This window comes from Stenotrophomonas sp. ZAC14A_NAIMI4_1 (genome assembly GCF_003086915.1).
GTDB lineage: Bacteria > Pseudomonadota > Gammaproteobacteria > Xanthomonadales > Xanthomonadaceae > Stenotrophomonas.
On record NZ_CP026002.1, the window covers coordinates 3,460,824 to 3,483,252 of the forward strand.

At 67.8% G+C, this 22,429-nt stretch carries 19 protein-coding genes; 3 read left to right on the forward strand and 16 right to left on the reverse strand.

The genetic code is table 11. The features are described from left to right. The first annotated feature begins 181 nt into the window (after positions 1-181). Positions 182-2,464 carry an FdhF/YdeP family oxidoreductase gene (locus C1926_RS15740; protein WP_108759837.1) on the forward strand — a complete coding sequence of 761 codons (2,283 nt, stop codon included), beginning with the start codon at positions 182-184 and terminating at the stop codon, positions 2,462-2,464. Between the two features lie 66 nt (positions 2,465-2,530). Here C1926_RS15740 and bla read toward each other — a convergent pair whose 3' ends face one another. The 7 genes from bla to pip all read right to left on the reverse strand — a co-directional run bounded on the left by bla (position 2,531) and on the right by pip (position 10,460). Continuing rightward, positions 2,531-3,382, reverse strand: a complete 852-nt coding sequence (gene bla, locus C1926_RS15745) for a subclass B3 metallo-beta-lactamase (protein WP_108759838.1) — start codon at positions 3,380-3,382, stop codon at positions 2,531-2,533. Positions 3,383-3,541: 159 nt separating this feature from the next. Then, positions 3,542-4,183: a response regulator transcription factor gene (locus C1926_RS15750; protein ID WP_108759839.1), complete on the reverse strand. Its 642-nt coding sequence runs from the start codon at positions 4,181-4,183 to the stop codon at positions 3,542-3,544. Next, positions 4,176-5,234: an ATP-binding protein gene (locus tag C1926_RS15755; protein ID WP_108759840.1), complete on the reverse strand. Its 1,059-nt coding sequence runs from the start codon at positions 5,232-5,234 to the stop codon at positions 4,176-4,178. Before C1926_RS15755 ends, C1926_RS15750 begins: the two co-directional genes overlap by 8 nt. 131 nt (positions 5,235-5,365) lie before the next feature. Then, positions 5,366-6,103, reverse strand: a complete 738-nt coding sequence (locus tag C1926_RS15760) for an MgtC/SapB family protein (protein ID WP_174214130.1) — start codon at positions 6,101-6,103, stop codon at positions 5,366-5,368. Between the two features lie 2 nt (positions 6,104-6,105). Then, complete coding sequence (mgtA, locus tag C1926_RS15765) at positions 6,106-8,865, reverse strand: magnesium-translocating P-type ATPase (protein ID WP_108759842.1); 2,760 nt, start codon at positions 8,863-8,865, stop codon at positions 6,106-6,108. Between the two features lie 55 nt (positions 8,866-8,920). Then, a complete protein-coding gene (locus C1926_RS15770) occupies positions 8,921-9,220 on the reverse strand; it encodes a hypothetical protein (protein ID WP_108759843.1) in 300 nt (99 codons plus the stop codon). Positions 9,221-9,509: 289 nt separating this feature from the next. After that, a complete protein-coding gene (gene pip / locus C1926_RS15775) occupies positions 9,510-10,460 on the reverse strand; it encodes a prolyl aminopeptidase (protein WP_108759844.1) in 951 nt (316 codons plus the stop codon). 81 nt (positions 10,461-10,541) lie between these two features. Between pip and C1926_RS15780 the strand changes: the two genes are divergently transcribed. Further along, positions 10,542-11,651 carry a crosslink repair DNA glycosylase YcaQ family protein gene (locus tag C1926_RS15780; RefSeq protein ID WP_108759845.1) on the forward strand — a complete coding sequence of 370 codons (1,110 nt, stop codon included), beginning with the start codon at positions 10,542-10,544 and terminating at the stop codon, positions 11,649-11,651. A gap of 15 nt (positions 11,652-11,666) precedes the next feature. Here the strand turns inward: C1926_RS15780 and C1926_RS21565 are convergent, their stop codons facing one another. From C1926_RS21565 to C1926_RS15795, 4 genes are all read right to left on the reverse strand, one after another. Continuing rightward, complete coding sequence (locus C1926_RS21565) at positions 11,667-11,966, reverse strand: hypothetical protein (RefSeq protein ID WP_159095126.1); 300 nt, start codon at positions 11,964-11,966, stop codon at positions 11,667-11,669. Between the two features lie 67 nt (positions 11,967-12,033). Then, positions 12,034-13,779, reverse strand: coding sequence for a PAS domain S-box protein (locus C1926_RS15785; protein ID WP_108759846.1), 1,746 nt, complete (start codon positions 13,777-13,779; stop codon positions 12,034-12,036). A gap of 113 nt (positions 13,780-13,892) precedes the next feature. After that, a complete protein-coding gene (locus C1926_RS15790; RefSeq protein ID WP_108759847.1) occupies positions 13,893-14,843 on the reverse strand; it encodes a cation diffusion facilitator family transporter in 951 nt (316 codons plus the stop codon). 69 nt (positions 14,844-14,912) lie between these two features. After that, the gene (locus C1926_RS15795; RefSeq protein ID WP_108759848.1) at positions 14,913-15,572 is read right to left on the reverse strand and encodes an AprI/Inh family metalloprotease inhibitor; all 660 of its coding nucleotides are present in this window, start codon (positions 15,570-15,572) and stop codon (positions 14,913-14,915) included. 211 nt (positions 15,573-15,783) lie between these two features. On the opposite strand from C1926_RS15795, the gene C1926_RS15800 reads away from it, so the two are divergent. Further along, positions 15,784-16,557, forward strand: coding sequence for a CHAD domain-containing protein (locus C1926_RS15800; RefSeq protein WP_108759849.1), 774 nt, complete (start codon positions 15,784-15,786; stop codon positions 16,555-16,557). A gap of 444 nt (positions 16,558-17,001) precedes the next feature. Here the strand turns inward: C1926_RS15800 and C1926_RS15805 are convergent, their stop codons facing one another. The 5 genes from C1926_RS15805 to paoA are packed head-to-tail and all read right to left on the reverse strand — an operon-like array spanning position 17,002 to position 22,379. Next, positions 17,002-17,598 carry an NTP transferase domain-containing protein gene (locus C1926_RS15805; protein ID WP_108759850.1) on the reverse strand — a complete coding sequence of 199 codons (597 nt, stop codon included), beginning with the start codon at positions 17,596-17,598 and terminating at the stop codon, positions 17,002-17,004. Beyond that, on the reverse strand, positions 17,595-18,584 hold the full coding sequence (locus tag C1926_RS15810) for an XdhC/CoxI family protein (protein ID WP_108759851.1): 990 nt from the start codon (positions 18,582-18,584) through the stop codon (positions 17,595-17,597). The genes C1926_RS15805 and C1926_RS15810 overlap by 4 nt, the downstream gene beginning before the upstream one ends. Next, a complete protein-coding gene (gene paoC / locus C1926_RS15815) occupies positions 18,581-20,782 on the reverse strand; it encodes an aldehyde oxidoreductase molybdenum-binding subunit PaoC (protein ID WP_108759852.1) in 2,202 nt (733 codons plus the stop codon). Before paoC ends, C1926_RS15810 begins: the two co-directional genes overlap by 4 nt. After that, entirely contained in the window at positions 20,779-21,735 is a 957-nt protein-coding gene (locus C1926_RS15820; RefSeq protein ID WP_108759853.1) for a xanthine dehydrogenase family protein subunit M, read from the reverse strand. Before C1926_RS15820 ends, paoC begins: the two co-directional genes overlap by 4 nt. Next, on the reverse strand, positions 21,732-22,379 hold the full coding sequence (paoA, locus tag C1926_RS15825; protein ID WP_108759854.1) for an aldehyde dehydrogenase iron-sulfur subunit PaoA: 648 nt from the start codon (positions 22,377-22,379) through the stop codon (positions 21,732-21,734). Before paoA ends, C1926_RS15820 begins: the two co-directional genes overlap by 4 nt. Between the last annotated feature and the right edge of the window lie 50 nt (positions 22,380-22,429).

Sequence of the window (22,429 nt, forward strand, 5' to 3'; positions counted from 1 at the left end):
AGTACGTCCTGGGTGGAGCACGAAGGCCATCTACCGCCGCAGGATAGCGCAGCGATCACGGGAAGACGCCGTTGTAACCGTTGCCGTGGCAGGCTGGCACCCCTCCTCCGGGTAATGGCACGACGGCCGCGGTCGTGCTTGACTGGACCCGGTCCCTTGCGCGCCACCAGGTTGCCGAGCCATGTCCGAACAGAAACCGCCGCGATACACGTCCTACAACCAGCCGGCCGGTGGCTGGGGTGCTGCCGGGGCAACGGCCAAGGTGCTGCTGCAGCAGAGCGTGGTCGGCAAGGGCTCGAAGGCACTGCTGGCGATGAACCAGCCGGGTGGCTTCAAGTGCCCCAGCTGCGCCTTCCCGGACGCGGACCACCGGCGCAAGTTCGAGTTCTGCGAGAACGGCGCCAAGGCCCTGGCCTGGGAAGCGACCGAGCACCGCGTCACCCGCGAATTCTTCGCCGCCCACAGCGTCAGCGAGCTGATGGAACAGAGTGACTACTGGCTGGAGATGCAGGGCCGGTTGACCGAGCCGATGCGCTACGACGCGGCCAGCGACCACTACATGCCCTGCGCCTGGGACGAGGCGTTTGCCTTGATCGGCGAACATCTGCGCGCCCTGGACCACCCCGACCAGGCCGAGTTCTACACCTCCGGGCGCACGCCGAACGAAGCGGCGTTCCTGTACTCGATCTTCGTGCGTGAGTTCGGCACCAACAATTTCCCGGATTGTTCCAACATGTGCCACGAGCCCACCAGCCGCGGCCTGCCGCCGGTGATCGGGGTGGGCAAGGGCACCATCGTGCTGGACGATTTCGAACACGCCGAGGCCATCTTCGTGATGGGCCAGAACACCGGCACCAATTCGCCGCGGATGATGACCAACCTGGTGGAGGCGCGCAAACGCGGCATCCCCATCGTGGCGGTGAACCCGATGCCCGAGCGCGCGCTGATCCGTTTCACCGAGCCGCAGGACATCGTGCAGATGGCCACGCTGGGATCGACCGAGATCACCAGCGAGTTCGTGCACATCCGCATCGGCGGTGACCTGGCCTTCCTCAAGGGCATCATGAAGGTGATGTTCGAGCGCGAAGCGCAGGGCGAGGCGGTGCTCGACCACGCCTTCCTGGCCGAGCACACCCTGGGCGTGGATGCCCTGCGCGAGGACGCGCTGGCGCAGGAGTGGGACGAGATCGTGCGGGTGTCCGGCATCGCCGAGGTGCAGATCCGGCGATGCGCGGATATCTACATCCGTTCGCAGGCCACGGTGATCTGCTACGGCATGGGCCTGACCCAGCACCAGTACGGTTCACGCCTGCTGCAGCAGGTCGCGAACCTGCTGTTGCTGCGTGGCAACTTCGGCAAGCGCGGCGCGGGGATCGGCCCCATCCGCGGACACTCCAACGTGCAGGGCGACCGCACCGTGGGCATCGACGAGAAGCCCAAGCCGGCCTACCTGGACCGGGTGCGCGAGGTGTTCGGCTTCGAGCCGCCGCGCGCGCATGGCCATCATGTGGTCGAGTCGATCCAGGCGATGCTTGATGGACAGGCCCGGGTGTTCATCGGCCTGGGCGGCAACTTCATCCATGCCGTGCCCGATACGCCGCGCGCCTACGAGGCGATGCAGCGGCTGGAGCTGACCGTGGGCATCGCCACCAAGCTCAACCGCGGCCACCTGGTGCATGGCCGTGATGCACTGATCCTGCCGGTGGTGGCGCGCTCGGAGTGGATCCGCACGCCGACCGGCGAGCAGTTCGTGACCATCGAAGATGCGATGTCCAATGTCAGCGCCTCGCGCGGCGTGCTCGAGCCGGTCAGCGAGCACGTGCTGCCGGAGGTCGAGATCGTCTGCCGCATGGCGATGGCCACGCTGCCGGACAGCCGTGTGGACTGGGCGGCCTGCATGCACGATTACGCGCCGATCCGCGAGCTGATCGCAGCCGTCTACCCGGAGATCTATGCCGGCTTCAACGAGCGCATCCAGCAACCGCATGGCTTCCACCTGGACATCCCGCCGCGCCGCCGGGTGTGGCCGACCGACACCGGCAAGGCCAACATCCTGGTGATGCCCGGCCTGGAGGTGAACGACGTGGTGGACGACCCGGAGATGCTGCGCCTGGCCACGGTGCGTTCGCACGACCAGTACAACACCACCATCTACAGCTACAGCGATCGCTACCGGGGCGTGTACAACGACCGCAACGTGGTGTTCATGAACATCGAGGACCGGCTGGCACGCGGGCTGGGCAAGGAAGCGCGGGTAAGCCTGGAAACGATCGCCGACGATGGCGTCGTGCGGCGCATCGATGGCCTGACCGTGCTGGACTACCCGATGCCGCGCGGCGCGCTGGCCGGCTACTACCCGGAACTGAATCCGCTGTTGCCGCTGGACTACTACGATCGCATCAGCGGCACGCCCGCAGCGAAGTCGATCCCGGTGCGGGTGCGCGCGCTGGTCGAGGCGCCGTAGCGGCCCGTGCATTCTGTAGAGCCGAGCCATGCTCGGCTGCTCCAGAGCAGTCGAGCAAGCTCGACTCTACCGGGTCAGGGCTGCGTCGAGCTTCTGTTCGGCGGCATCGGCATACGCGCCGCAGGTCATGGCCTTGTCACCGGCCTTGCTGCCGGCCGCGTAGTCCCAGCCACTGGCACCCGGATGCGGGGTCAACAGCACGTCGCAGGGCAGGGCGCGCACGGTGGCGAAACTGCGGCGGAAGTCCTCGACCAGGTGCGGATAGCGCGGGTTGTCCTTCAGCGTGTAACCCGGCGCACTCAGGCTGTCCGCATACGCGATGCGCACCGGCGTGCCGTTGCGGGTGTCGGTCCAGGTCCACGCGGTGCTGCCGGGTGTGTGGCCGGGCGTGAAGTGGGCGGTGAAACGCATGCCGCCGACGTCCACCGTCTCGCCGTCCATGATGATGCGATCCACCTGTGCCGGCGCAAAGGTGAACCGGTCGCCGAAGTGCAGGTCGTCGGTGCCGCCGCGGGCCAGCAGTACCGCCGATTCGGCATTGGCCAGCACGCGCGCGCCCGTGCGGCGCTTGAGTTCGGCCACCGGGCCGGCATGGTCGGCGTGGGCGTGGCTGAGCAGGATCACCCGCAGGTCAGCCGGGGCCACGCCACGCAGCTGCAGGTTGTGCAGCAGGTGGTCGGCCATCTGCGGCATGCCGCCGTCCAGCAGCACCGCGCCCTGCGGGGTCTGCACCAGCAGGGCGGTGAGGTCCGCGGTGCCGATCTGCCAGGTGTGGTCGGCGATCTGCAGCGGCGCGATGGGCTGCAGCCACGACGCATCGACGGTGTACGCGCGCAGTTGCGGCAGCGCCGGTCCGGCAGCGTGGGCCGCCAGCGGCAGGGCGGTGGCCAAGGCGAAGGCAAGGGGCAGGATGCGCATTCGGAGGGATCGGTCGGGAAGGTGCGAAGACGCTATCACGGCCGGTTTTTGCCGCGTTGCGCGAATTCTTCATGGCTCCTATAAGAAAAGCAGTCGAGCATGGCTCGACTCTACAAAGGCGTGAGCAGTCGAGCACGGCTCGGCGCTACAGGTGAGGCTTCATGGCGCAGCAGCCTGCAGGCGGTCGTACATGCGCACGAGGTCAACCAGGGTGCGCGCTTCCATCTTGCGCATCACCTGCGCGCGCCGCACTTTCACCGTGATCTCGCTGACGCCGAGGTCGGCGGCGATCTGCTTGTTGAGGCGGCCGCGCACCACGCCGTCCACCACCTCGCGCTCACCGGCGCTGAGGGTCTGCCAGCGTGCCTGCAGCTCGCCCAGCGCCTCGCCCTCGCGGCGCCGCTCGCGGTCCAGGGCGATGCCCTTGTGGATGGCGTCCAGCAGTTCCTGGTCGCGGAAGGGCTTGGTCAGGAATTCGATGGCGCCGGCCTTGATCGCATTGACGCCCATGGCGATGTCGCCGTGGCCGGTGATGAACACCACCGGCACCTGCAGGCCCAGATCCGCCATGCTGCGGTGGAAGTCCAGGCCACTCTGTCCGGGCATGCGCACGTCCAGCACCAGGCAGGCCGGCGCATCGTCGCGGGGATGATCGAGGAAGGCCTGGGTGGAGGCGAATGCCCGCACCTGCAGGCCCATCGACGCCAGCAGGTCTTCCAGCGCGGCGCGCACGGATGCATCGTCATCGATCACATAGACGATGGGGGCCGCGTCGGCCGGAGGTGTCAACGGCTTACGCATGATCATCCTTGCCCGCGGTGGGCAGTTCGAACACGAAACAGGCGCCACCCCCGGCCGGTCGTTCGGCGCGGATGCGGCCACCATTGGCCTCGATCATCGAACGGCTCAGGCTGAGGCCCAGGCCGAGGCCATGGGCCTTGGTGGTCCAGAAGGCATCAAAGACGCGGTCCGGCTGATCCGTGGGCAGGCCGATGCCGCGGTCACGCACGCTCAGGCTGGCCTGGCCGCGGCCATCGCGTGCTGTCACCAGGGCCACGCGGCGCTCGCCCGGGGGCAGCCGGGCCATCGCATCGACCGCGTTCAGCAGCAGGTTGCCGATCACCTGCTGTACCTGCACCGGGTCGGCGAAGACCGGCGGCAGCTCGGTATCCAGCAGCAGTGACACGTCTACGTGGTGCTGGTCGAGTTCGCTGCGCGACAGCGCGAGCATGTCCTGTACGGCCTGGTTCAGATCGAAGGCGCGGCGTTCCGGTGCCGCGCCCTGGGTCAGGCCACGGATACGGGCAATCACGTCACTGGCACGATGTGCATCGGACAGGATGCGGGCTATGGCCTGCAGCGCCTTGTCAACGTTGGGGGGCGATTGCGCCAACCAGCGCTGGCCGGCCTCGGCACTGCTGGCAATGGCCGCCAGCGGCTGGTTCACTTCGTGGGCGATCGACGTCGTCAGCTCACCCACCGTGGAGGCCCGCGCGACCCGCAGCAGGCGCGCCTGTGCTTCCTGCACGGCGGCCTTGGCAGCTTCCATCTTCAGCACCAGCCAGGTGGTGATGCCGATGACCAGCATGCCGATAGTCGAGTTGACCAGGCCGATGCGATAGGTGCCGAAGCGGGTCAGGAAGAAGCTGAGGCCCGTCAGGGCGATGCAGGCCGCCGCCAGGAAGAGCAGGCCGCGCGCCGACATCAGCCGCGACGCGGCGAGGATGACGGCCGCGTAGAAGCAGGCAGCGGCCACCGCGTAGTCGGTGAGGGTGTCCAGCAGGAAGATCGCCCCCATCACCACGATCAGGGCGAACAGCGCCAGCGGGCGGCGGGGCGACAGCGACGGCATCGGGTGGGGCTCCCTGGCGGGTGGTGGGGGGATGATAAGCGGCTGGGTGACGCTGGGTCATGCACGGTGGGCCCGGCGGTCGGCCGCGCTGCGCGCTCGCCGGGCATGGCCCGGCGCTACCGGGGCGGGTGTCACTCTTCCAGGCTGGCGTTCCAGAATCCCTGCAGCACACCGGGTGTACCGGCCAGGTTCTCCAGCACCGCATCCAGTTCGGCTGCATCGACCGAGGTGGCATACAGCACCGCCTCGATCTCCACGTCGCGTTCGCCGAACGGCCGCTGGTCCACCGCCCGTACTGGGTATTGCGCCTGTTCCAGCAGCAACAACAGGCGGTCCAGCACTTCGGCCTGCTGCTCGCGCTGGCAGACGACGTTGATCGCATAGGTCGCCTCGCCGAAGCCCTCTGCCAGCGGTTGCCGCTGGATGCGGTTCACCACTGGCCGCAGCAGGGTGTTGGCGGCCAGCACGAACACGGCTGCCATCATCGCTTCCGGCAGCAGCTTGACGCCGGCACAGGCCCCGACCGCGGCCGAACCCCACAGGGTCGCGGCGGTGTTCAGGCCCGAAACCTGCGCACCATCCTTCATGATCGCGCCGGCGCCGAGGAAGCCGACGCCGGAGATGACGTAGGCCACCACGTGCAGCGGCGAGGGCGGGCCGCCGTACAGATCATGGAAGCGCACCGCCAGATCGACGAAGACGGCGGCGCCGACCGCCACCAGCGTGTTGGTGCGCAGCCCGGCCGTGCGTTGCCGCAGCTGCCGTTCCAGGCCGATGGCCGCACCCAGCACGAACGCAACGGTCAGGCTGAGCAGCGAGCCGAGCGTCGCGCCTGCGTCGAACGGCGGCAGGTTCACCTGCAACGCGATCATCACTGCCACCCGTAGCGGCGGATGTAGAGCTGCTTCATTGCCGTGGTCAGCACCGCATAGCCGAACAGGATCGCCACCAGGAACGGCCAGTAACCCAGCGGCAGGGCCTGCAGCTTGAAGTAACCGGCCAGCGGGCTCATCGGCAGCAGCACGCCGATGGCCATGATCGCGCCGGTCATCAGCAGCAGCGCCGGTGCGGCGATGCTCTGCAGGAACGGCACCTTGGGCGTGCGGATCATGTGCACGATCAGGGTCTGGGTCAGCAGGCCGACGACGAACCAGCCGGACTGGAACAGGCTCTGGTCGGCGGCCGTGCGCGCATCGAACACATGCCACATCAGCGCGAAGCAGCACAGGTCGAAGATCGAACTGATCGGCCCGAAGAACACCATGAAGCGGCCGATGTCCGCCGGATTCCACTTCAGCGGCTGCCGCACCAGTTCCTCGTCGACGTTGTCGAATGGAATGGCGATCTGCGAGATGTCATACAGCAGGTTCTGCACCAGCAGCTGCAGCGGCAGCATCGGCAGGAAGGGAAGGAAGGCCGAAGCGACCAGTACCGAGAACACGTTGCCGAAATTGGAGCTGGCGGTCATGCGGATGTACTTGAGCATGTTGCAGAACGTGCGGCGGCCCTGCACGACGCCGTCCTCCAGCACCATCAGGCTCTTTTCCAGCAGGATGATGTCGGCGGCCTCCTTGGCGATGTCCACCGCGCTGTCCACGCTGATGCCGATGTCGGCCGCGCGCAGGGCCGGTGCGTCGTTGATGCCGTCGCCCAGGAAGCCCACCACCTTGCCCTGTGCGCGCAGGCCGCGCACCAGGCGTTCCTTGTGCAGCGGCGTGAGGCGGGCGAAGACGCGGTGCTGCTGCAGTGCCTGCGAGAGCGCGGCATCCTCCATGCGTTCGATCTGAGGGCCGGTCAGAATGGCATCGACGTCCAGCCCGACCTGGGCGCAGACACGCGCGGTCACCAGCTCGTTGTCGCCGGTGAAGACCTTGACCTCCACGCCATGCGCGGCCAGTGCCTGCAGGGCTTGAGCGGCCGACTCCTTGGGCGGGTCGAGGAAGGCCACGTAGCCGAGCAGGGTCAGCCCGCACTCGTCGGCCTGCGAGTACACCGACTGGCTGGCCGCAGTTTCCTTCATCGCCACGGCCACCACGCGCAGCCCCTGTTCGTTCAGTTCCTCGGTGGTCTGCCGCACCCGCGCCAGCCGCGCCGCGTCCAGCGGCTGGTCGTGCCCGCCCTCGCGCACGGTGCTGCACACCGCCAGCATTTCCTCCACCGCACCCTTGCAGATCAACTCGTGGTGGTCATCGCGCTCGGCCACTACCACCGACATGCGGCGGCGCTGGAAGTCGAACGGAATCTCGTCGACCTTGCGGTAATCCTGCGACAGGCGCAGCGAGCTCTGCAGCTCGACGTGCTCCAATACGGCGCGATCGAGCAGGTTGATCAGCCCGGTCTGGAAATGGCTGTTGAGGTAGGCGAACTTCAGCACGTCCTCCGAGTCCTGCCCGAATACATCGGTGTGGCGCTCCAGGGCGATGCGGTCCTGGGTGAGGGTGCCGGTCTTGTCGGTGCACAGCACCTCCATCGCGCCGAAATTCTGGATGGCATCCAGGCGCTTGACGATCACCCGCTTGCGCGACAGCAGCACGGCGCCCTTGGCGAGGGTTGAGGTGACGATCATGGGCAGCATTTCCGGGGTAAGGCCCACCGCCACCGACAGTGCAAACAGGAAGGCTTCGGTCCAGTCGCCCTTGGTCCAGCCGTTGATGAGCAGCACGAACGGCACCATGACCAGGGCGAAGCGGATCAGCAGCCAGCTGACACTGTTGACCCCGGCCTGGAACGCGGTCGGCGCGCGCTCGGTAGCGGTGCTTCGCTGGGCCAAGGTGCCGAAGTAGGTGCGGTTGCCGGTGGCCAGCACCACCGCCGTCGCCGTGCCGGACACCACGTTCGTGCCCATGAACAGCAGGTTGGCCTGTTCCATCAGGCCGGCGTCAGCGGCACCCGGGCTGGTGAACTTCTCCACCGGCAGCGACTCGCCGGTCATCGCCGCCTGCGCGACGAACAGATCCTTCGCGGTCAGCACGCGGCAGTCGGCCGGGATCATGTCGCCGGCGGAGAGCACGATGTGGTCGCCCGGCACCAGCTCGCGGATCGGCAGGTCGAGCAGGCGCGCCGGACGGCGGCTGTGCAGGTGCGCGCCGAAGTACTGGCCGGCCAGCTCCGCGGCCTCGGTGCCCGCGCTGCGCCGCAGTACCCGCGAGGTGTTGCCGACCAGCGCCTTCAGCCGCTCGGCGGCGCGGTTGGAGCGTCCTTCCTGCACGAAGCGGATGAGGGTGGACAGCAGGACCATCGCACCGATCACCACCGTGGCCTTGGCGTCCTCGGTCAGCCAGGAAACAGCGGCCAGCACGCTCAGCAGCAGGTTGAACGGATTGCGGTAGCACTGCCACAGGTGGCGCCACCACGGCAGCGGCTTTTCGTGATCGACTTCATTGGGGCCGAGCCGGGCAAAGCGCTCGCTGGCCTCCTGCGGGCTGAGGCCATCGGCGTGCGAATCTAGTGCGGCCAGCAGGCGGGCATCGTCGAGCTGGGCCAGGCGGAGCAGGCCCTCGGTAAGCGTGGAAGGCGCCGCTTCCGCTGCGCCGCGGCCGAAGCCGGACTCGGGCAGGGCGCGGCGGCGGAACAGGCTGCCCGCGCGACGGCTGCGCAGGAAGGCATTGAACCAGGCGTTGAGCAGGCTCATGGGGTCATCCTCGGAGGTGCCGACCCGGGTGCGCCGGGTCGTGGAGTGGCGTGGGTCAGGCGCGGCGCAGGGTGGGCACCGGGGGTGACCACGGCTGCAGGTGCAGGCGCTGGCTGCCGCCGATGCACAGCGGCTTCATGGCATCGCGCAGGGGTTGGGGCAGGTGGCGCAGCGCCGTCATGCGCTCGCTGATCGGCAGCAGCGACAACGCATCGGCGACGACGCGCGGCGAACCGAGCGCCAGCGCATGGGCGAACAGGACGGGGCCGTGCTGCAGCAGGCGGCTGCGCAGGCCTGCGCGGTCGCGCTCAGCGATCAGGCGGCGCAGGGTGATGTAGAGGATCGTGCAGGACATGGGGATACTCCGGGCAGGCGACGCCCGGGGCCCCCATCACGCGTGCGGACGGGGACCGGCGATGGGCGCCAGCAGGGAAGGGGGGTTACTGATCCAGGGCGCGGCGCGCCCGGCAGGGTCGGGGTCCATCAGCGTCTCCGTGGGCAAGGCCGTCGTGGCCCAGTGCCGCTATTGTCCGCGCAGGGCTGCGCCGGGCCTAGATGCCCGTGGGTAAGCGCGGCTATACGTTGGTATAGGCAACACGCGCGATGTGCGATGAATGGCATCCACGCGTGGCGTGGATCTACAACTACGCGGAACGATCCGCGAATGCGTCCGTCGCGCGCACCAGTGCATCGGTCGTGGCCGTTTCGGTGGCGCTGTGCCCGGACAACACCATCTCCAGCCGGGCTTCCGGCCAGGCGCAGGCGAGGTCCCAGGCGCTGCGCGCCGGGCAGATGATGTCGTAGCGCCCCTGCACGATCACCCCGGGCAGGTGGCGGATGCGATCGACGCCACGCAGCAGTTGCCCATGTTCGAGAAACGCGTTGTGGCGGAAGTAATGGGCCTCGATGCGTGCCTTGGCCAGCGTGTCGAGCGGATCGGCGTCGGAGACCGCTTCGACGTCATGCACCAGGGTGGCGGCGTTGTCCTCCCAGCCCAGCCAGGCCAGGGCGGCGGCGATCTGCGTCTGTGGGTCAGGGCTGTCCAGCCGCTTCCAGTACGCAGCAATCAGGTCGCCACGCTCTTCTTCAGGAATATGCGCCTCGTAGCGCGCCCAGCGCTCGGGGAAGATCCAGCGCGCACCGCCGTCGGCCTGGTTGAACCACGCGTTCTCTTCGGCGCGGCCCAGGTATACGCCGCGCACGATCACGCCGCTCGCGCGCTCGGGATGGGCCTGCGCATAGGCCAGCGCCAGGGTGGACCCCCAGGAGCCGCCGAACACCAGCCAGCGCTCGATGCCCAGGTTCACGCGCACACGCTCGATGTCCTGCACCAGGTGCGCGGTGGTGTTGTCGCGCAGCTCGCCGAAGGGAGTGGAGCGTCCGCAGCCGCGCTGGTCGATCAGCACGATGCGATAGCGCGCCGGGTCGAAGAAGCGTCGATGCGTAGGCGAGACGCCCGCTCCGGGTCCGCCATGCAGGAATACGACGGGGATGCCATCGGGATTGCCACACTCCTCGAGATGCAGCGTGTGCAGCGCATCCACGGCGAGGCGGTGCTCGCGGTAGGGCGTGACCGAGGGATAGAGCGTGCGCATGGCGTTGCCTCACTTGCGGGAATGGCAAGCATAGTTGGCTTTTTCAATGCCAGTCGAGCGCGCGCGACCCTACAATGCGCTATGCCTGCCATGCCCAGCCTTGATGAACTGCGCCGCCATGCAGTGGCGCGCACGCTGTTCACGCCGACCACCCTGCTGGCGGCGATCCGTCGCCTCGGGTTCGTGCAGGCGGATCCCATACGGGCACCGGCCCGCGCCCAGGATCTGATCCTGCGCCACCGGGTGAAGGGCTACCGGGCCGGTGACCTGGAGCGGCGCTATGCGCGGCTGCCGGTGGAAGAAGACTGCCTGGTCAATTATGGGTTCCTGCCGCGCGAGCACCTGGCGTTGATGCACCCGCGGGTGTCCAAGCGGGTATGGGACACCGCCACCCGGCGCCGGGCGGCCGAAGTGCTGGAATTCGTGCAGGCGCGTGGCAGTGTCCACCCGCGCGAGGTGGACCAGGCCTTTGCCCATGGGCGGGTGACCAACTATTGGGGCGGCACCAGCAATGCCAGCACGCACCTGCTCGATGGCATGCACTACCGCGGCATGTTGCGCGTGCAGCGGCGTGACAGTGGTACCCGCATCTACAGCATCGCCGACCACCCGCTGGCGGATGCCGGGGCCGCTGCGCAGGCGCTACGGGCAGCCGCGCTCATCGACCTGGTGGTGCGCACCTACGCGCCATTGCCAGCCGCCAGCCTGACCTATCTCGTGCGGCTGCTCGGTTATGGCGCGCCACACTTGGCTGCGCCGCTGCAGCAGGCATTGCGTGATGCCCGGCAGGCACTGGCCAGTGCCGTTGTCGATGGCACCACCTGGTACTGGCCGGTCGAAGAAAACCCGCGTTCGCGGCGCTTCCAGGTGGATGAGCAGGTGCGCCTGCTCGCGCCCTTCGATCCGGTGACCTGGGATCGCCGGCGCTTCGAGCTGCTGTGGGGGTGGGTGTACAAGTTCGAGGCCTATACGCCTGCGCCAAAGCGCCGCTTCGGCTACTACGCATTGCCGTTGCTGTGGCGCGACCAGGTGATCGGCTGGGCCAACATCAGCGTGCGCGACGGCGGCCTGCAGCCGACGTTTGGCTACGCCAGCGGCAAGGCGCCGCGCGAGGTCGCATTCCGCAATGCGCTGGATGACGAACTGCAGCGCATGGGTGACTTCCTGCTCGGGCCCAGCTGCGCGGCCTGAGCGGCGCCGCGGGCGTCAGCCGCGCCCTCGGCCGGGCAGGGGGCGAGGGCTGGCCGTGGCAGTGGCAGGTGATGCGACTGTCACTACGTGATCACATTCTTCCAGCCGCGCATTGGCCACGGCCTGCGTGGCTCCGCAGTGGGCACAGGCAAGCACGGTGCCCCCGCTCAGGCGCGCGATCTGCGTGCCCTCGGTGCGGGTGACTTCACCGCAGGCTTCGCAGCGCAGCGCCATCGAACGGATCTGCGCGATGGCGCCTGCCGTATCCCTGTCTGCATCGAGGGCCAATACGAAAAATCGACCGGTATTGGGCATGGCAGCATCTCCGTAGAACGTGCTGACAGAGTGATCGCAATGCTGGCTGCAGAGCGTGACGGGAGGCTCAATCGGATGTGGACGTGGATCCCGCAGGCATCACGGGATCATCCTCCCGCTTGCGCCGACGCACCCGCTTTCGGGTGCTGTAAAGGGTGTTGTCGGCGCGATGGATGGTATCGGCCACCACCTCGCCGAGGGCATGCGTGGCCGCGCCCATCGAGAACGCGATCGGGGCAAGCCCGGCATTGACCTCATACCAGTCAAGCAAGGCCTGCAGGCGCTCGCGACCCGGCTGGATCAACACCACCATGAACTCGTCGCCGCCGAGCCGGACCTCACTTTCGCCTGCCCCCAGCGGCGAGCGCAGGAACGCAGCGAACTCCACCAGGATGGCGTCGCCGCGGCGATGGCCCTGGGTGTCGTTGACCTGCTTGAAATGGTCCAGGTCGAACACCACGCAGGCCCAGGATTCGGTTTCCAGCTGTTCCAGCCGGTGCAGGTAGCGGCGGTTGTGGCACAGGGTCAGCGGGTCGCGCTGGGACAGTTCGCGCAGGCGCTCTTCCTGCTGCCGCAGCGCGGTGACGTCCTGCGCGTGGCCGAGCACGAACGGTGGATGCGCCTCGCTGTCCAGCACGTTGTTGTAGGCCCAGTAGCGGCGGCTGCCATCGGCCGCGATCAGCTCGATGACACCGGCATCGGTATGGTTGCTTTCGATCCGCGCGAGGTAGGCCTTGAAGGCATCGCGCTTCTCCGGTGGCATCAGATCGCACAGGCTGCGGCCGACCATCTGGCTTTCGGGGAAGCCCAGCGACTGCACCGCCGCTGGATTTACCGAGGTGACCGTACCGTCCAGCGTGTGCGTGCAGATCAGGCCCAGGCTGTAGTGGAACAGGCGCCGGTAGCGCACTTCGCTGGCTTCCAGCGCATCCAGCACCGCGCGTTCCTCGGTGATGTCCTGGATGGCGCCGACCAGGCGTGGCCGTCCCTCCACCTGCTGGCGGCTGCCGACCACGCGGGTCCAGATCGCACGGCCATCGGCGGTGGTCATCGGCAACTGCACTTCCCAGGGCGTGCCGGCCTCGACGCAGCGCTTGACCGACGCCTCGATGATGGCGCGGCTGTCATCGCGGTAGAAGGACAGGGCGCTGTCCAGGGTTGGCTGGTAGCTGGAGCGCACGCCGTGGATCTGCTTGGTCTCGCGGGTCCAGCGCACCTCGTTGCTGGTCAGGTCCAGTTCCCAGCCGCCCACCCTGGCGGCGGTGTTGGTGCGTTCGAGGAAATCCTCGCTGCGCTTGAGGTCGCTGTGCAGGTGCTGGGCCTGGTCGACCTTCTGCAGCAGCGCGGCGCGCTGTTCCAGCACCTGGGTGGTCACCCGGCCCAGGTGCACCATCAGTTCGCGCTGCGAGGGCGAGAGCACGCCGGGCATCGTATCGAGCAGGCACAGGGTGCCGATGCGGGCGCCATGCGCGGTGCCCAGCGGGATGCCCGCGTAGTGACGTATGCGTGGGCCGCCGGTGACCAGCGGATTGGCCGCGAACAGCGGGTCCTGGCGCGCATCAGGAATCTCCATCAGCGCGTCGCGCTCGATGGCATGCGTGCAGAACGAAATGTCGCGCGGGGTTTCGCTGGTGCCGGGCAGGCCGATGTTGGCCTTGAACCATTGCCGGTGCTCGGCAACGATGGAAATCAGCCCCATCGGCATGCCGGTCGCAGCTTGGGCGGCCGCGACGATGGCATCAAAGACGGGTTCGGAGGGCGTGTCGAGCAGGCCCAGGCGGTCGATCTCACAGAGTCTGAAAGCTTCATCCATAACTGGCGCGCTGGCTTCTGTCGGGAAGGGCGGGGCAGGCCCCGCGCTACCGGGGCAAGGGTTAGCATCGTGCGTTCCCGGGTGATGCCTGCGTGATGCCGGCTGCCGCTGTCTCAGTTGTTCTGCTTCAGCGCGGCCTGGCGTGCAGCAAAGACTTCCGGGGTCTGCGGCTTGACGAACAGTGCCACCAGTTCGGGAAATTCGTCCTTGACCGCCGTCTCGATACGGGTGATGCAGGCTTCGATCTGTGGCGTACGCCGGTCGTCCTCGAACTCCGCGCTGAGCATCGCCACCACCTGCTCGGGACCCATCTGCATGGTGGTCACGCCGTTGGCACGCAGCAGGTCAGGATCGGTGACCGCCACGGCCATGATCCGCTGCGCCACCGCCGGGTGGGCCGGCTCGCCTACCAGCAGGCCCTTGGTTTCCCGCGCCAGCAGGAAAGCGGTCACGGCGAGCACGGCCGCGATGCACAGGGAGGCCACGCCATCGAGCACGGGCATCTCCAGCAGCTGCGCGGCCAGCAGGCCGGCCAGGGCGAAACCCAGGCCCAGCAGCGCGGCGCTGTCTTCCAGCAGCACGGTGAACGTGGAGGGATCCTTGCTGCGCCGGAAGGCTTCGAAGTAGCCCATGCGCCCCTTGCTGCGGCGGAACTCGCGCAGGGCGATGTACCACGACGTGCCCTCGAACAGCAGCGATACGCCCAGTACCGTGTAGCTGAGGCCATGGTTCGTGGCCGGCTGCGGGTGGCGGATGTGCTGGATCCCTTCGTACGCCGATACGCCCGCACCGGCGGCAAACACCAGCAGGGCGACGATGAAGCTCCAGAAATACAGCTCACGCCCGTAACCGAAGGGGTGCAGCGTGTCGGGAGACTTCTCTGCACGGTGCAGGCCGTACAGCAGCAGGACTTCGTTCAGCGTGTCGACCAGGGAATGGACGCCTTCGCTCAGCATGGCCGAGCTGCCGGAAATGCCGGCAGCGATGAACTTGGCGATGGCGATGGCGAGGTTGCCGAACAGCGCGGCGTAGACGACCAGGCGTGAGCCCGTGGGAGCGGCCATGTGAGGGGGCAGAGGGAACGGACACCCCATGGTGCGATGCGGGGTGTCCGTGCCGCGTATACGGCTCGCTCAGCGCTGCCTCGGGTTGAGGTAGATGCGGGTTCCATCCGATTCGCGGCGGCCCGACCAGCGTCCGCCACCGCTGGGACGGAAGCGCGCGATGACCTGGTTGTTGGTGTCGGTCAGCAGCAACTGGTTGCCGGACAGCAGCCAGCGGTTGACCGAGAAGAAGCCATCGGGGCAGCCGGCCGGCACCCACGCGCCATAGCCGCCGAACCATTGGCTGTCCTTCAGCGTGATGGTGCAGCTGGAGCCGTTTTCCTGGCCCAGGGTCCAGTCACCAAACAGATCGCTGTCACGCACCGACCAGCCGCCATGGTGGCGATCGCTGCCCCAGTCGTCGTGGTTGTCGTCGTGGTAGCCGATGTCCACCTCGCCGCCGGAACTGCGGCTGCGCGACTCCGAGTGCGAGTTTCCGGTCGTCGTGGTCTCGGTGGTCATCGAGCCCATGTTGCCGAAGTCCGTATTGGACTGGGTCGGGTCGCCGCTGTCGTCCTGGCCCGTGCCGTTGTTCGACTGGGTGGTCGTCGTGGTCTGCGAGCTGCTGGTGGTCTGCGTGCTGGTCGTGTCCTGGCCAAAGCCGAACGATGCGTCCTGGGCCATGGCGGAGGCGGGGAGGGCAAGGCTGCACAGCGCCAGCAGCCCGTAGTGCGGGAAGAGCTTGGCCATCGTCGAATCCTCGTTGGAGAACGCTGGAACCGCTGATCTGCGTGTGGGGCGGCAGCCTGCCGCGCCGGCGGAGCATAGCGCCGGCCTGACTGGGGCGGCGTGAGGGCCGTGTGCAGATGCAGTCCTGGCGGGGCGGCGGCCAGCGCATCGTGAACAGGGCTGCCCGTGGCGGGGGATACACTGCATGCCCACCCCAGCGGGGCAGGCCCCGATGTCCGCAGCAGAACCAGGCCAGGCCGTGCGGCAACGGGCACTGCAGGAGTGCCGGTCGATCACCGCGGCCCTGTCGTCCATGGATGATCCGCACGCCTCGATCCACGCGGCGCGCAAGGCGATCCGCCGCCTGCGGGCGCTGCTTGGCCTGGTGCAGCATCCGGCGCTGGACCTGGAGGACGCGGACCGCCGCCTGCAGCGCCTCGGCGACAGCCTGTCGGACCTGCGCGATGCCCAGGTGGTGGTGCAGGCTGCGGTCTACCTGCAGGACAGCCATGCCGCAGACGCGTGGCGGGCCATCATCGCCCGGCTCACCCAGCGCCGCGACCGGCTGCTGCAGCAGAGCCTGCAGCGCGATCCCGGCTTCAAGCGGCGGTTGCGTCGCGTGGGGATCGTGCAGGAGCAGCTTGCGGCGCAGCCTTGGGCGAAGCTGCGGCGATCGGCGCTGCGCAGCAACCTGGAGCGCAGCCAACGGCGGGCCGAAAAGGCCGCGCAGCGTGCGAGCGACGATGGCGGAGCCGATGCGATTCATCGCTGGCGGCGTAAGGTCCGCCGCCTGCGCATGCAGCTGGACGTTGCCCACGTATTGCATCTGCGCGCGGGGAAACGGCAAGGGTCCGCTGGCGATGCGAAGGCCCTGCACCGGCTCAGTGATGCACTGGGGCAGCAGCAGGACCTGCAGCTGCTGCACAATCTGGTCAGGGCGATGCCGGCCGCTCATGGCAAGGCGCGGGTGCTCGAGCAGCTGCGCAACGCGCAGCAGGCAGGGTAATGGAGGGATCCACGCAGCCGAGGTAGCGCCAGGCCATGCCTGGCGGATGCCATCAGGGGCCGCTGCGTTCGCCGGGCGTGGCCTGGCGCTACGGGTCGTCCTTGCGTCAGTAGCAAGGAGATCCACGCAGCCTTGGTAGCGCCAGGCCATGCCTGGCGGATGCCATCAGGGGCCGCTGCGCTCGCCGGGCATGGCCCGGCGCTACCGGTCGTCATTGCGCCGGTAGTGAAGGGATCGACGCAGCCTTGAGCCTTGGTAGCGCCAGGCCATGCCTAGCGGATGCCATCAGGTGCCGCTGCGCTCGCCGGGCATGGCCCGGCGCTACCGATCATCATTGCGGCGGTGGCCAAGGGATCGACGAAGCCGTGGTAGCGCCAGGCCATGCCTGGCGAAGGCCTCCGGGGGCCGCTGCGCTCGCCGGGCGTGGCCCGGCGCTACCGGTCGTCATTGCGGCGGCGTGTCGATCCATCCTGCGGCGAGCGCGGCGCGCAGATCGTCCGCGTCGTCGATGTCACGGAGGGACGCGTCGCTGATGCAGAGGGCGACGCCCGGGGTCTGCCGCAGGCGGCGACCGAAACCGCGGTCACCACCGCTTTCCGGCAGGCCCCTGAACCATGCGGCCGGGACAACAGCCGGCGAGCCCGGCACGCCGCCTTCCAGCGTGGCAGCGCAGTGGCACGGCGTGCTGGCCGCAGCCGCGAGCAGGGCGCGAAGATGTGCTGCATGGAGGCGGGGCTGGTCACAGACCAGGACCAGCACGTGGCGGGCGGTGCCGAGGTGCGGCGCTGCCAGCCGGAGACTGCTGCCGATGCCCAGCGCGGGCAAGGGATTCTCCACCTGGACGGCGCGCAGTCCGCGCAGTTCCGAACCGAAAGCGGAGCCCTGCGGCGTCACGACGATCAGGACATCCGGATTGGTTTCAGAGGCCAGCCGCGCCGCACGCCGCAGCAATGATTCGCCATCGACCTGCAACCACTGCTTGGGCCGGCCCAGGCGACTGCTCAGCCCGGCGGCGAGCACCACGGCCGCATGGCCGCTCACGTATTACCCAGTGCGCTGCCATGACGCCATGCCTGCAGCTGGGCGGTGATGCTCAGGGCGATTGCTTCAGGCCCCCGTCCGCCCAGTGCCAGGCCGATGGGTGAGCGCAGACGGGAGTGCAGTGCGGCGCGCGTATCTGCGTCCAGCACCTTGAACAGATCCTCCCTGCGCTGGTGAGGGCCCAGCAATCCGATGAAAGGGATTCTTGATCGGGAAAGCAATCGCAACGCATCCAGGTCCAGCTCGAAGTTGTGGTGCATGACCAGCGCTGCATCCACCGGGTGATCTGCTTGTGCCTCGTTCTTCTGCTGCAGCGATGGCAGGCGCGCCTGCCACGCACTGCGGGGCTCCACGATCTGTATCAGCCAGCCCTGGTCTTCCAGCATTGGCACCAGCGTCGCGGCCTCAGGTCCGGCGCCATGCAGCTGTACCAGCGGTGGCCGGTGCCACTGCAGGCGCCATGCGCGGGTGTCGATGGCCTCGTCGCTCTCGAGCACCGGCAGTTGGATGCTGAACGAAGATCCAGCACAGCGACCGTCGATACGACCCGCGGTTGCCAGGGACAGGTGCAGGCTGTCACGGCCCTGCAGCCAGACATCCAGGCAGCCTGCCAGGCCGGGCAACCGGTGCAACGGCAGCAGTGCGATCCACTGGCAGCCGCGACAGCCCACGGCGTTGCCGGAGAACAGCGCCCCATCATCGCGGGTATCAATCTTCACCCAGGTGACGCGTCCTTCCGCTGCAACCCTGCAGGCCGCACGTGCGAGTTCCGGCTCGAGGCAGCCGCCACTGAGCCAGCCGATCTGTTTATCGTCGGCAAACAACACGCAGGTCCCCGCACGGCTGTAGGTCGAGCCCTCGGTCTGCACCACGATGGCCAGCACCGCCGGAGAGCGTATGCGTGCGGCATCGGCAGCAGCACGCAGCACGGGCCGTGCATTGCCCGTTTCAAGGTCCAGGGGTGCGGGAAAAAGCGCCGTTGTCATGCGAGGTCCGGCAGGCCTGCCAGCAGCTTGTCCAGCGTCAGTGGGTAGTTCCTGACCCTTACACCGGTTGCGTTGTAGACGGCGTTGGCGATGGCGGCACTGACACCACACAGACCCAGCTCGCCGACGCCCTTGGCTTTCATCGGGGATGACACCGCATCTGCCTCGTCCAGGAACACGACCTCCTGGTGCGGCACATCGGCATGCACGGGAACCTCGTAGCCTGCAAGGTCATGGTTGACGAAGAAGCCCAGGCGCGGGTCGACGATCAGTTCCTCCGACAGCGCAGCGCCGATGCCCATCGTCATCGCGCCGATGACCTGGCTGCGTGCCGTCGTGGGATTCAGGATGCGTCCTGCAGCGCAGACGGCCAGCATCCGCCGGATGCGCGTTTCGCCCGTCGCGACATCAACGCCGACCTCGACGAAATGCGCAGCGAAGGTGGATTGCTGGAATTTCTCCTGCAGGGTGTCAAATTCGATGCTGTCCTCGGCAACCAGTTCGCCGCTGCGGGTCGCCTCCGTCAAGGCAGCCCGTCGTCGCCCATCGATGACGTGACCATCCTCGAACCGTGCCACGGACGGATCCATTTCCAGCGCGCTGGCAACCTTGGTCCGCAATGCCATGCAGGCCGCGTAGACACCGGCAGTAGAACTGTTCGCACCCCATTGGCCGCCAGAGCCGGCGGCAACCGGAAAGCGCGAGTCGCCCAGCTTCACCGTGACCTGGTCCAGGGGCACGCCCAGCATTTCGGCGGCGGTCTGGCCGATGATGGTGTAACTGCCTGTACCGATATCGGTCATGTCGGTCTCGACGGTCACGCGGCCATCAGTGGACAGGCGCACGCGCGCGCCGGACTTCATCACCAGGTTGTTGCGGAAGCCGGCCGCCACACCCATGCCGACCAGCCAGCGTCCATCGCGGCTGCTGGCAGGGGCAGCGTTGCGACGCTCCCAGCCGAAGCGTGAGGCACCGGATTGCAGGCACTGCACCAGCTGGCGCTGCGAAAATGGCCGTGACGGATCGCTGGGGTCGACCTGGGTGTCGTTGCGGATGCGGAACTCGATCGGATCCAGCCCGACCTTCTCTGCCATCTCATCCATGGCGATTTCCAGGGCCATCAGTCCGGGCGTCTCGCCGGGCGCGCGCATCGCGTTGCCTTCGGGCAGATCCAGTGCGGCCAATCGCATGGCGGCCAGCCGGTGCGCGCCGGCGTACAGGAAGCGGGTCTGCTGCACGGCTTCCTCGGGCGAGCCCCCCGCCAGGTTGCCTGACCACGATTCGTGTCCGATGGCGGTCAACGTTCCGTTCGGGGACGCGCCCAGCCGGATGCGCTGGATGGTGGCCGGGCGATGGGTGGTGTTGTTGGCGACCAGCGGGCGTTGCAGCGCCACCTTGACCGGACGCTTCGCCGCGCGTGCCGCGAGCGCCGCGAGCAGGGCATCGGAGCGCAGGAACAGCTTTCCGCCAAAGCCTCCGCCGATGTACGGCGATACCAGGCGGACGTTGTCCTTGGGGATGCCCAAGGTCCTGGCCAGGTCCGTACGGCCCCAGTCGATCATCTGGTTGGACGTCCACACGGTCAGGTGGTCACCGTCCCACGCCGCCAGCGTTGCATGCGGCTCCATCATGGCGTGTGACTGGTCAGGGGTGTGATACGTCGCATCCAGGGTGATGTCGGCCTGCTGGAACGCCTTTTCGAAGTCGCCTACCCGGGCATCGGGCTCGGGAGTCTTCAATGACGACTCATCCTTGCGGGCCGCAGCCAGGTCGAATGAACCGTGCCGCGGTGCGTAGCGCACGCGGACTTTGGCGGCCGCCGCGCGTGCCTGCTCGAAGGTCTCGGCAACCACCACCGCCAGCGCCTGGTGGTAGTGGCTGATCGTTGGGCCGCCAAGCAGCGGCGCGGCGTTGCGCTTCACGCGCTGCAGCGGCCCGGCATTGTCGGCGGTGACGATGGCCAGCACGCCCGGCGAGCGGTGGGCGGGCTCGAGGTCCAGCGACGCGACGGCTCCGGCGGCGATTCCTGCACCGACCACCACACCGTAGGCCGGCGTTTCGGGCAGTGCGTCATGCCATTCGTAAGCGTAGGTCGCCTTTCCGGAGACCTTCAATGGACCGTCGATGCGCGGGTGCGGTTGCCCGACGATCTTCTTCGCATCGATGGGATTGGTGCCAGCAGGCGTATTGAACTTCATGCGCGCGCCCTCAGGTCCTGCAGGATGGATGCCAGCGTGCGTTCTGCCAGTACCGCCTTGAAGTGGTTCTGGCCGGTCGGTGCCGCACCCAGCAACAGCGACGACATGACGGCCGAGGCTCCCTGCGGCAGTGCGGCGTCGGCGGCGTCGCTGCGCCATGGCTTGTAGGCCACGCCGCCCAGCGCGACCCGTCCGCTGCCATCGGCCTGCACGATGGCAGCAACCGAAACAAGCGCGAACGCGTAGGAGGCGCGGTCACGCACTTTCCGATAGACATGGGTGCCACCCGCCGGGGGTGGCAGGATCACCGCCTGGATCAGCTCGCCTCGCAGCAGCGTTGTCTCCAGGTGCGGCGTTGCTCCCGGTGGGCGGTACAGGGCATCCAGCGCAATGAGCCGACGGGTGCCGTCGGCACGCAGTGTTTCCACCGACGCGCCCAATGCCATCATCGCCACGGCCATGTCGCTGGGATGCGTGGCGATGCAGTCTGCGCTGCCACCGATGATCGCCAGCTGCCGGCTTGCGCCTTCCACTGCGGCACAGCCGCTGCCCGGCAGGCGCTTGTTGCAGGCCTGGGCCGTATCATAGAAGTAGGGGCAGCGCGTGCGCTGCAGCAGATTGCCTGCCGTGGTTGCCTTGTTGCGCAGCTGCCCCGAGGCACCCGACACCAGCGCCCGGGTCAGCAACGCGTAATCGCGGCGGACGCGTGCGTCTGCGGCCAGGTCGGTATTGCGCACGAGTGCACCGATCCTAAGGCCGCCATCCGCCGTCGCTTCGATGCCGTCCATGCCCAGCCCGTTCACATCGATCAGATGCGTCGGTGTTTCCACCTCCAGCTTCATCAGGTCGAGCAGGTTGGTGCCCCCTGCGATGAATCGTGCGCCCGGTGCGCGCGCGGCGGCGGCAATGGCGTCGGCAGCGCTGGTGGGCCGTTCATAGGTGAAGGCCCTCATGATCGCTTCCCTGCCGCATCCTGGATCGCGTCGATGATGTTGGAGTACGCGCCGCAGCGGCAGATATTGCCGCTCATCCGCTCGCGGATCTCTTCAGGTGTCAGTGCCGCAGGCTCGTCCAGGCGTGCAGTGACGTGGCTGGGGACACCGCGCTCGATTTCGTCCAGCACCGCAACGGCCGAGCAGATCTGGCCCGGCGTGCAGTACCCGCACTGGAACCCATCATGCTTGACGAAGGCGGCCTGCATGTCGCTGAGGTTGCCGGGTGATCCCATGCCCTCGATGGTGGTGATGCTGGCGCCCTCATGCATCACGGCCAGAGTCAGGCATGCATTGATGCGGCGGCCGTCCACCAGCACCGTGCAAGCACCGCACTGCCCGTGGTCGCAGCCTTTCTTCGTGCCCGTCAGCTGCAGGTGCTCACGCAGCGCATCCAGCAGGGTGACGCGGGTATCGAGCAGCAGTGATCGGTTCGCACCGTTCACCTTGAACGTTACCTGCGAGGTGACCGGGGCACGTGCCGCGGAACGATCGGGCTCGGCGGCGGCAGCAACAGCGGCCGGCATGGCCATGGTCGTGGCCGAGCCCGCACTGAGCTTGAGCATGTCGCGCCGCGTGAGCGGAAGCTTGGAAGGGGGATTCATCGTGACTCCGCTGGCTGCAGTCGGCTGACGGGATTGCGTGTCAGCATGGC

What these genes read in the sequence shown, in the direction of transcription:
- C1926_RS15790 (WP_108759847.1), bottom strand. Translation starts at nt 14,843, where the DNA reads ATGGCCGCTCCCACGGGCTCACGCCTGGTCGTCTACGCCGCGCTGTTC.
- mgtA (WP_108759842.1), bottom strand. Translation starts at nt 8,865, where the DNA reads ATGAGCCTGCTCAACGCCTGGTTCAATGCCTTCCTGCGCAGCCGTCGC.
- pip (WP_108759844.1), bottom strand. Translation starts at nt 10,460, where the DNA reads ATGCGCACGCTCTATCCCTCGGTCACGCCCTACCGCGAGCACCGCCTC.
- C1926_RS15750 (WP_108759839.1), bottom strand. Translation starts at nt 4,183, where the DNA reads ATGCGTAAGCCGTTGACACCTCCGGCCGACGCGGCCCCCATCGTCTAT.
- C1926_RS15780 (WP_108759845.1), top strand. Translation starts at nt 10,542, where the DNA reads ATGCCTGCCATGCCCAGCCTTGATGAACTGCGCCGCCATGCAGTGGCG.
- bla (WP_108759838.1), bottom strand. Translation starts at nt 3,382, where the DNA reads ATGCGCATCCTGCCCCTTGCCTTCGCCTTGGCCACCGCCCTGCCGCTG.
- paoA (WP_108759854.1), bottom strand. Translation starts at nt 22,379, where the DNA reads ATGAATCCCCCTTCCAAGCTTCCGCTCACGCGGCGCGACATGCTCAAG.
- C1926_RS21565 (WP_159095126.1), bottom strand. Translation starts at nt 11,966, where the DNA reads ATGCCCAATACCGGTCGATTTTTCGTATTGGCCCTCGATGCAGACAGG.
- paoC (WP_108759852.1), bottom strand. Translation starts at nt 20,782, where the DNA reads ATGAAGTTCAATACGCCTGCTGGCACCAATCCCATCGATGCGAAGAAG.
- C1926_RS15770 (WP_108759843.1), bottom strand. Translation starts at nt 9,220, where the DNA reads ATGTCCTGCACGATCCTCTACATCACCCTGCGCCGCCTGATCGCTGAG.
- C1926_RS15795 (WP_108759848.1), bottom strand. Translation starts at nt 15,572, where the DNA reads ATGGCCAAGCTCTTCCCGCACTACGGGCTGCTGGCGCTGTGCAGCCTT.
- C1926_RS15800 (WP_108759849.1), top strand. Translation starts at nt 15,784, where the DNA reads ATGTCCGCAGCAGAACCAGGCCAGGCCGTGCGGCAACGGGCACTGCAG.
- C1926_RS15810 (WP_108759851.1), bottom strand. Translation starts at nt 18,584, where the DNA reads ATGACAACGGCGCTTTTTCCCGCACCCCTGGACCTTGAAACGGGCAAT.
- C1926_RS15740 (WP_108759837.1), top strand. Translation starts at nt 182, where the DNA reads ATGTCCGAACAGAAACCGCCGCGATACACGTCCTACAACCAGCCGGCC.
- C1926_RS15755 (WP_108759840.1), bottom strand. Translation starts at nt 5,234, where the DNA reads ATGCCGTCGCTGTCGCCCCGCCGCCCGCTGGCGCTGTTCGCCCTGATC.
- C1926_RS15820 (WP_108759853.1), bottom strand. Translation starts at nt 21,735, where the DNA reads ATGAGGGCCTTCACCTATGAACGGCCCACCAGCGCTGCCGACGCCATT.
- C1926_RS15785 (WP_108759846.1), bottom strand. Translation starts at nt 13,779, where the DNA reads ATGGATGAAGCTTTCAGACTCTGTGAGATCGACCGCCTGGGCCTGCTC.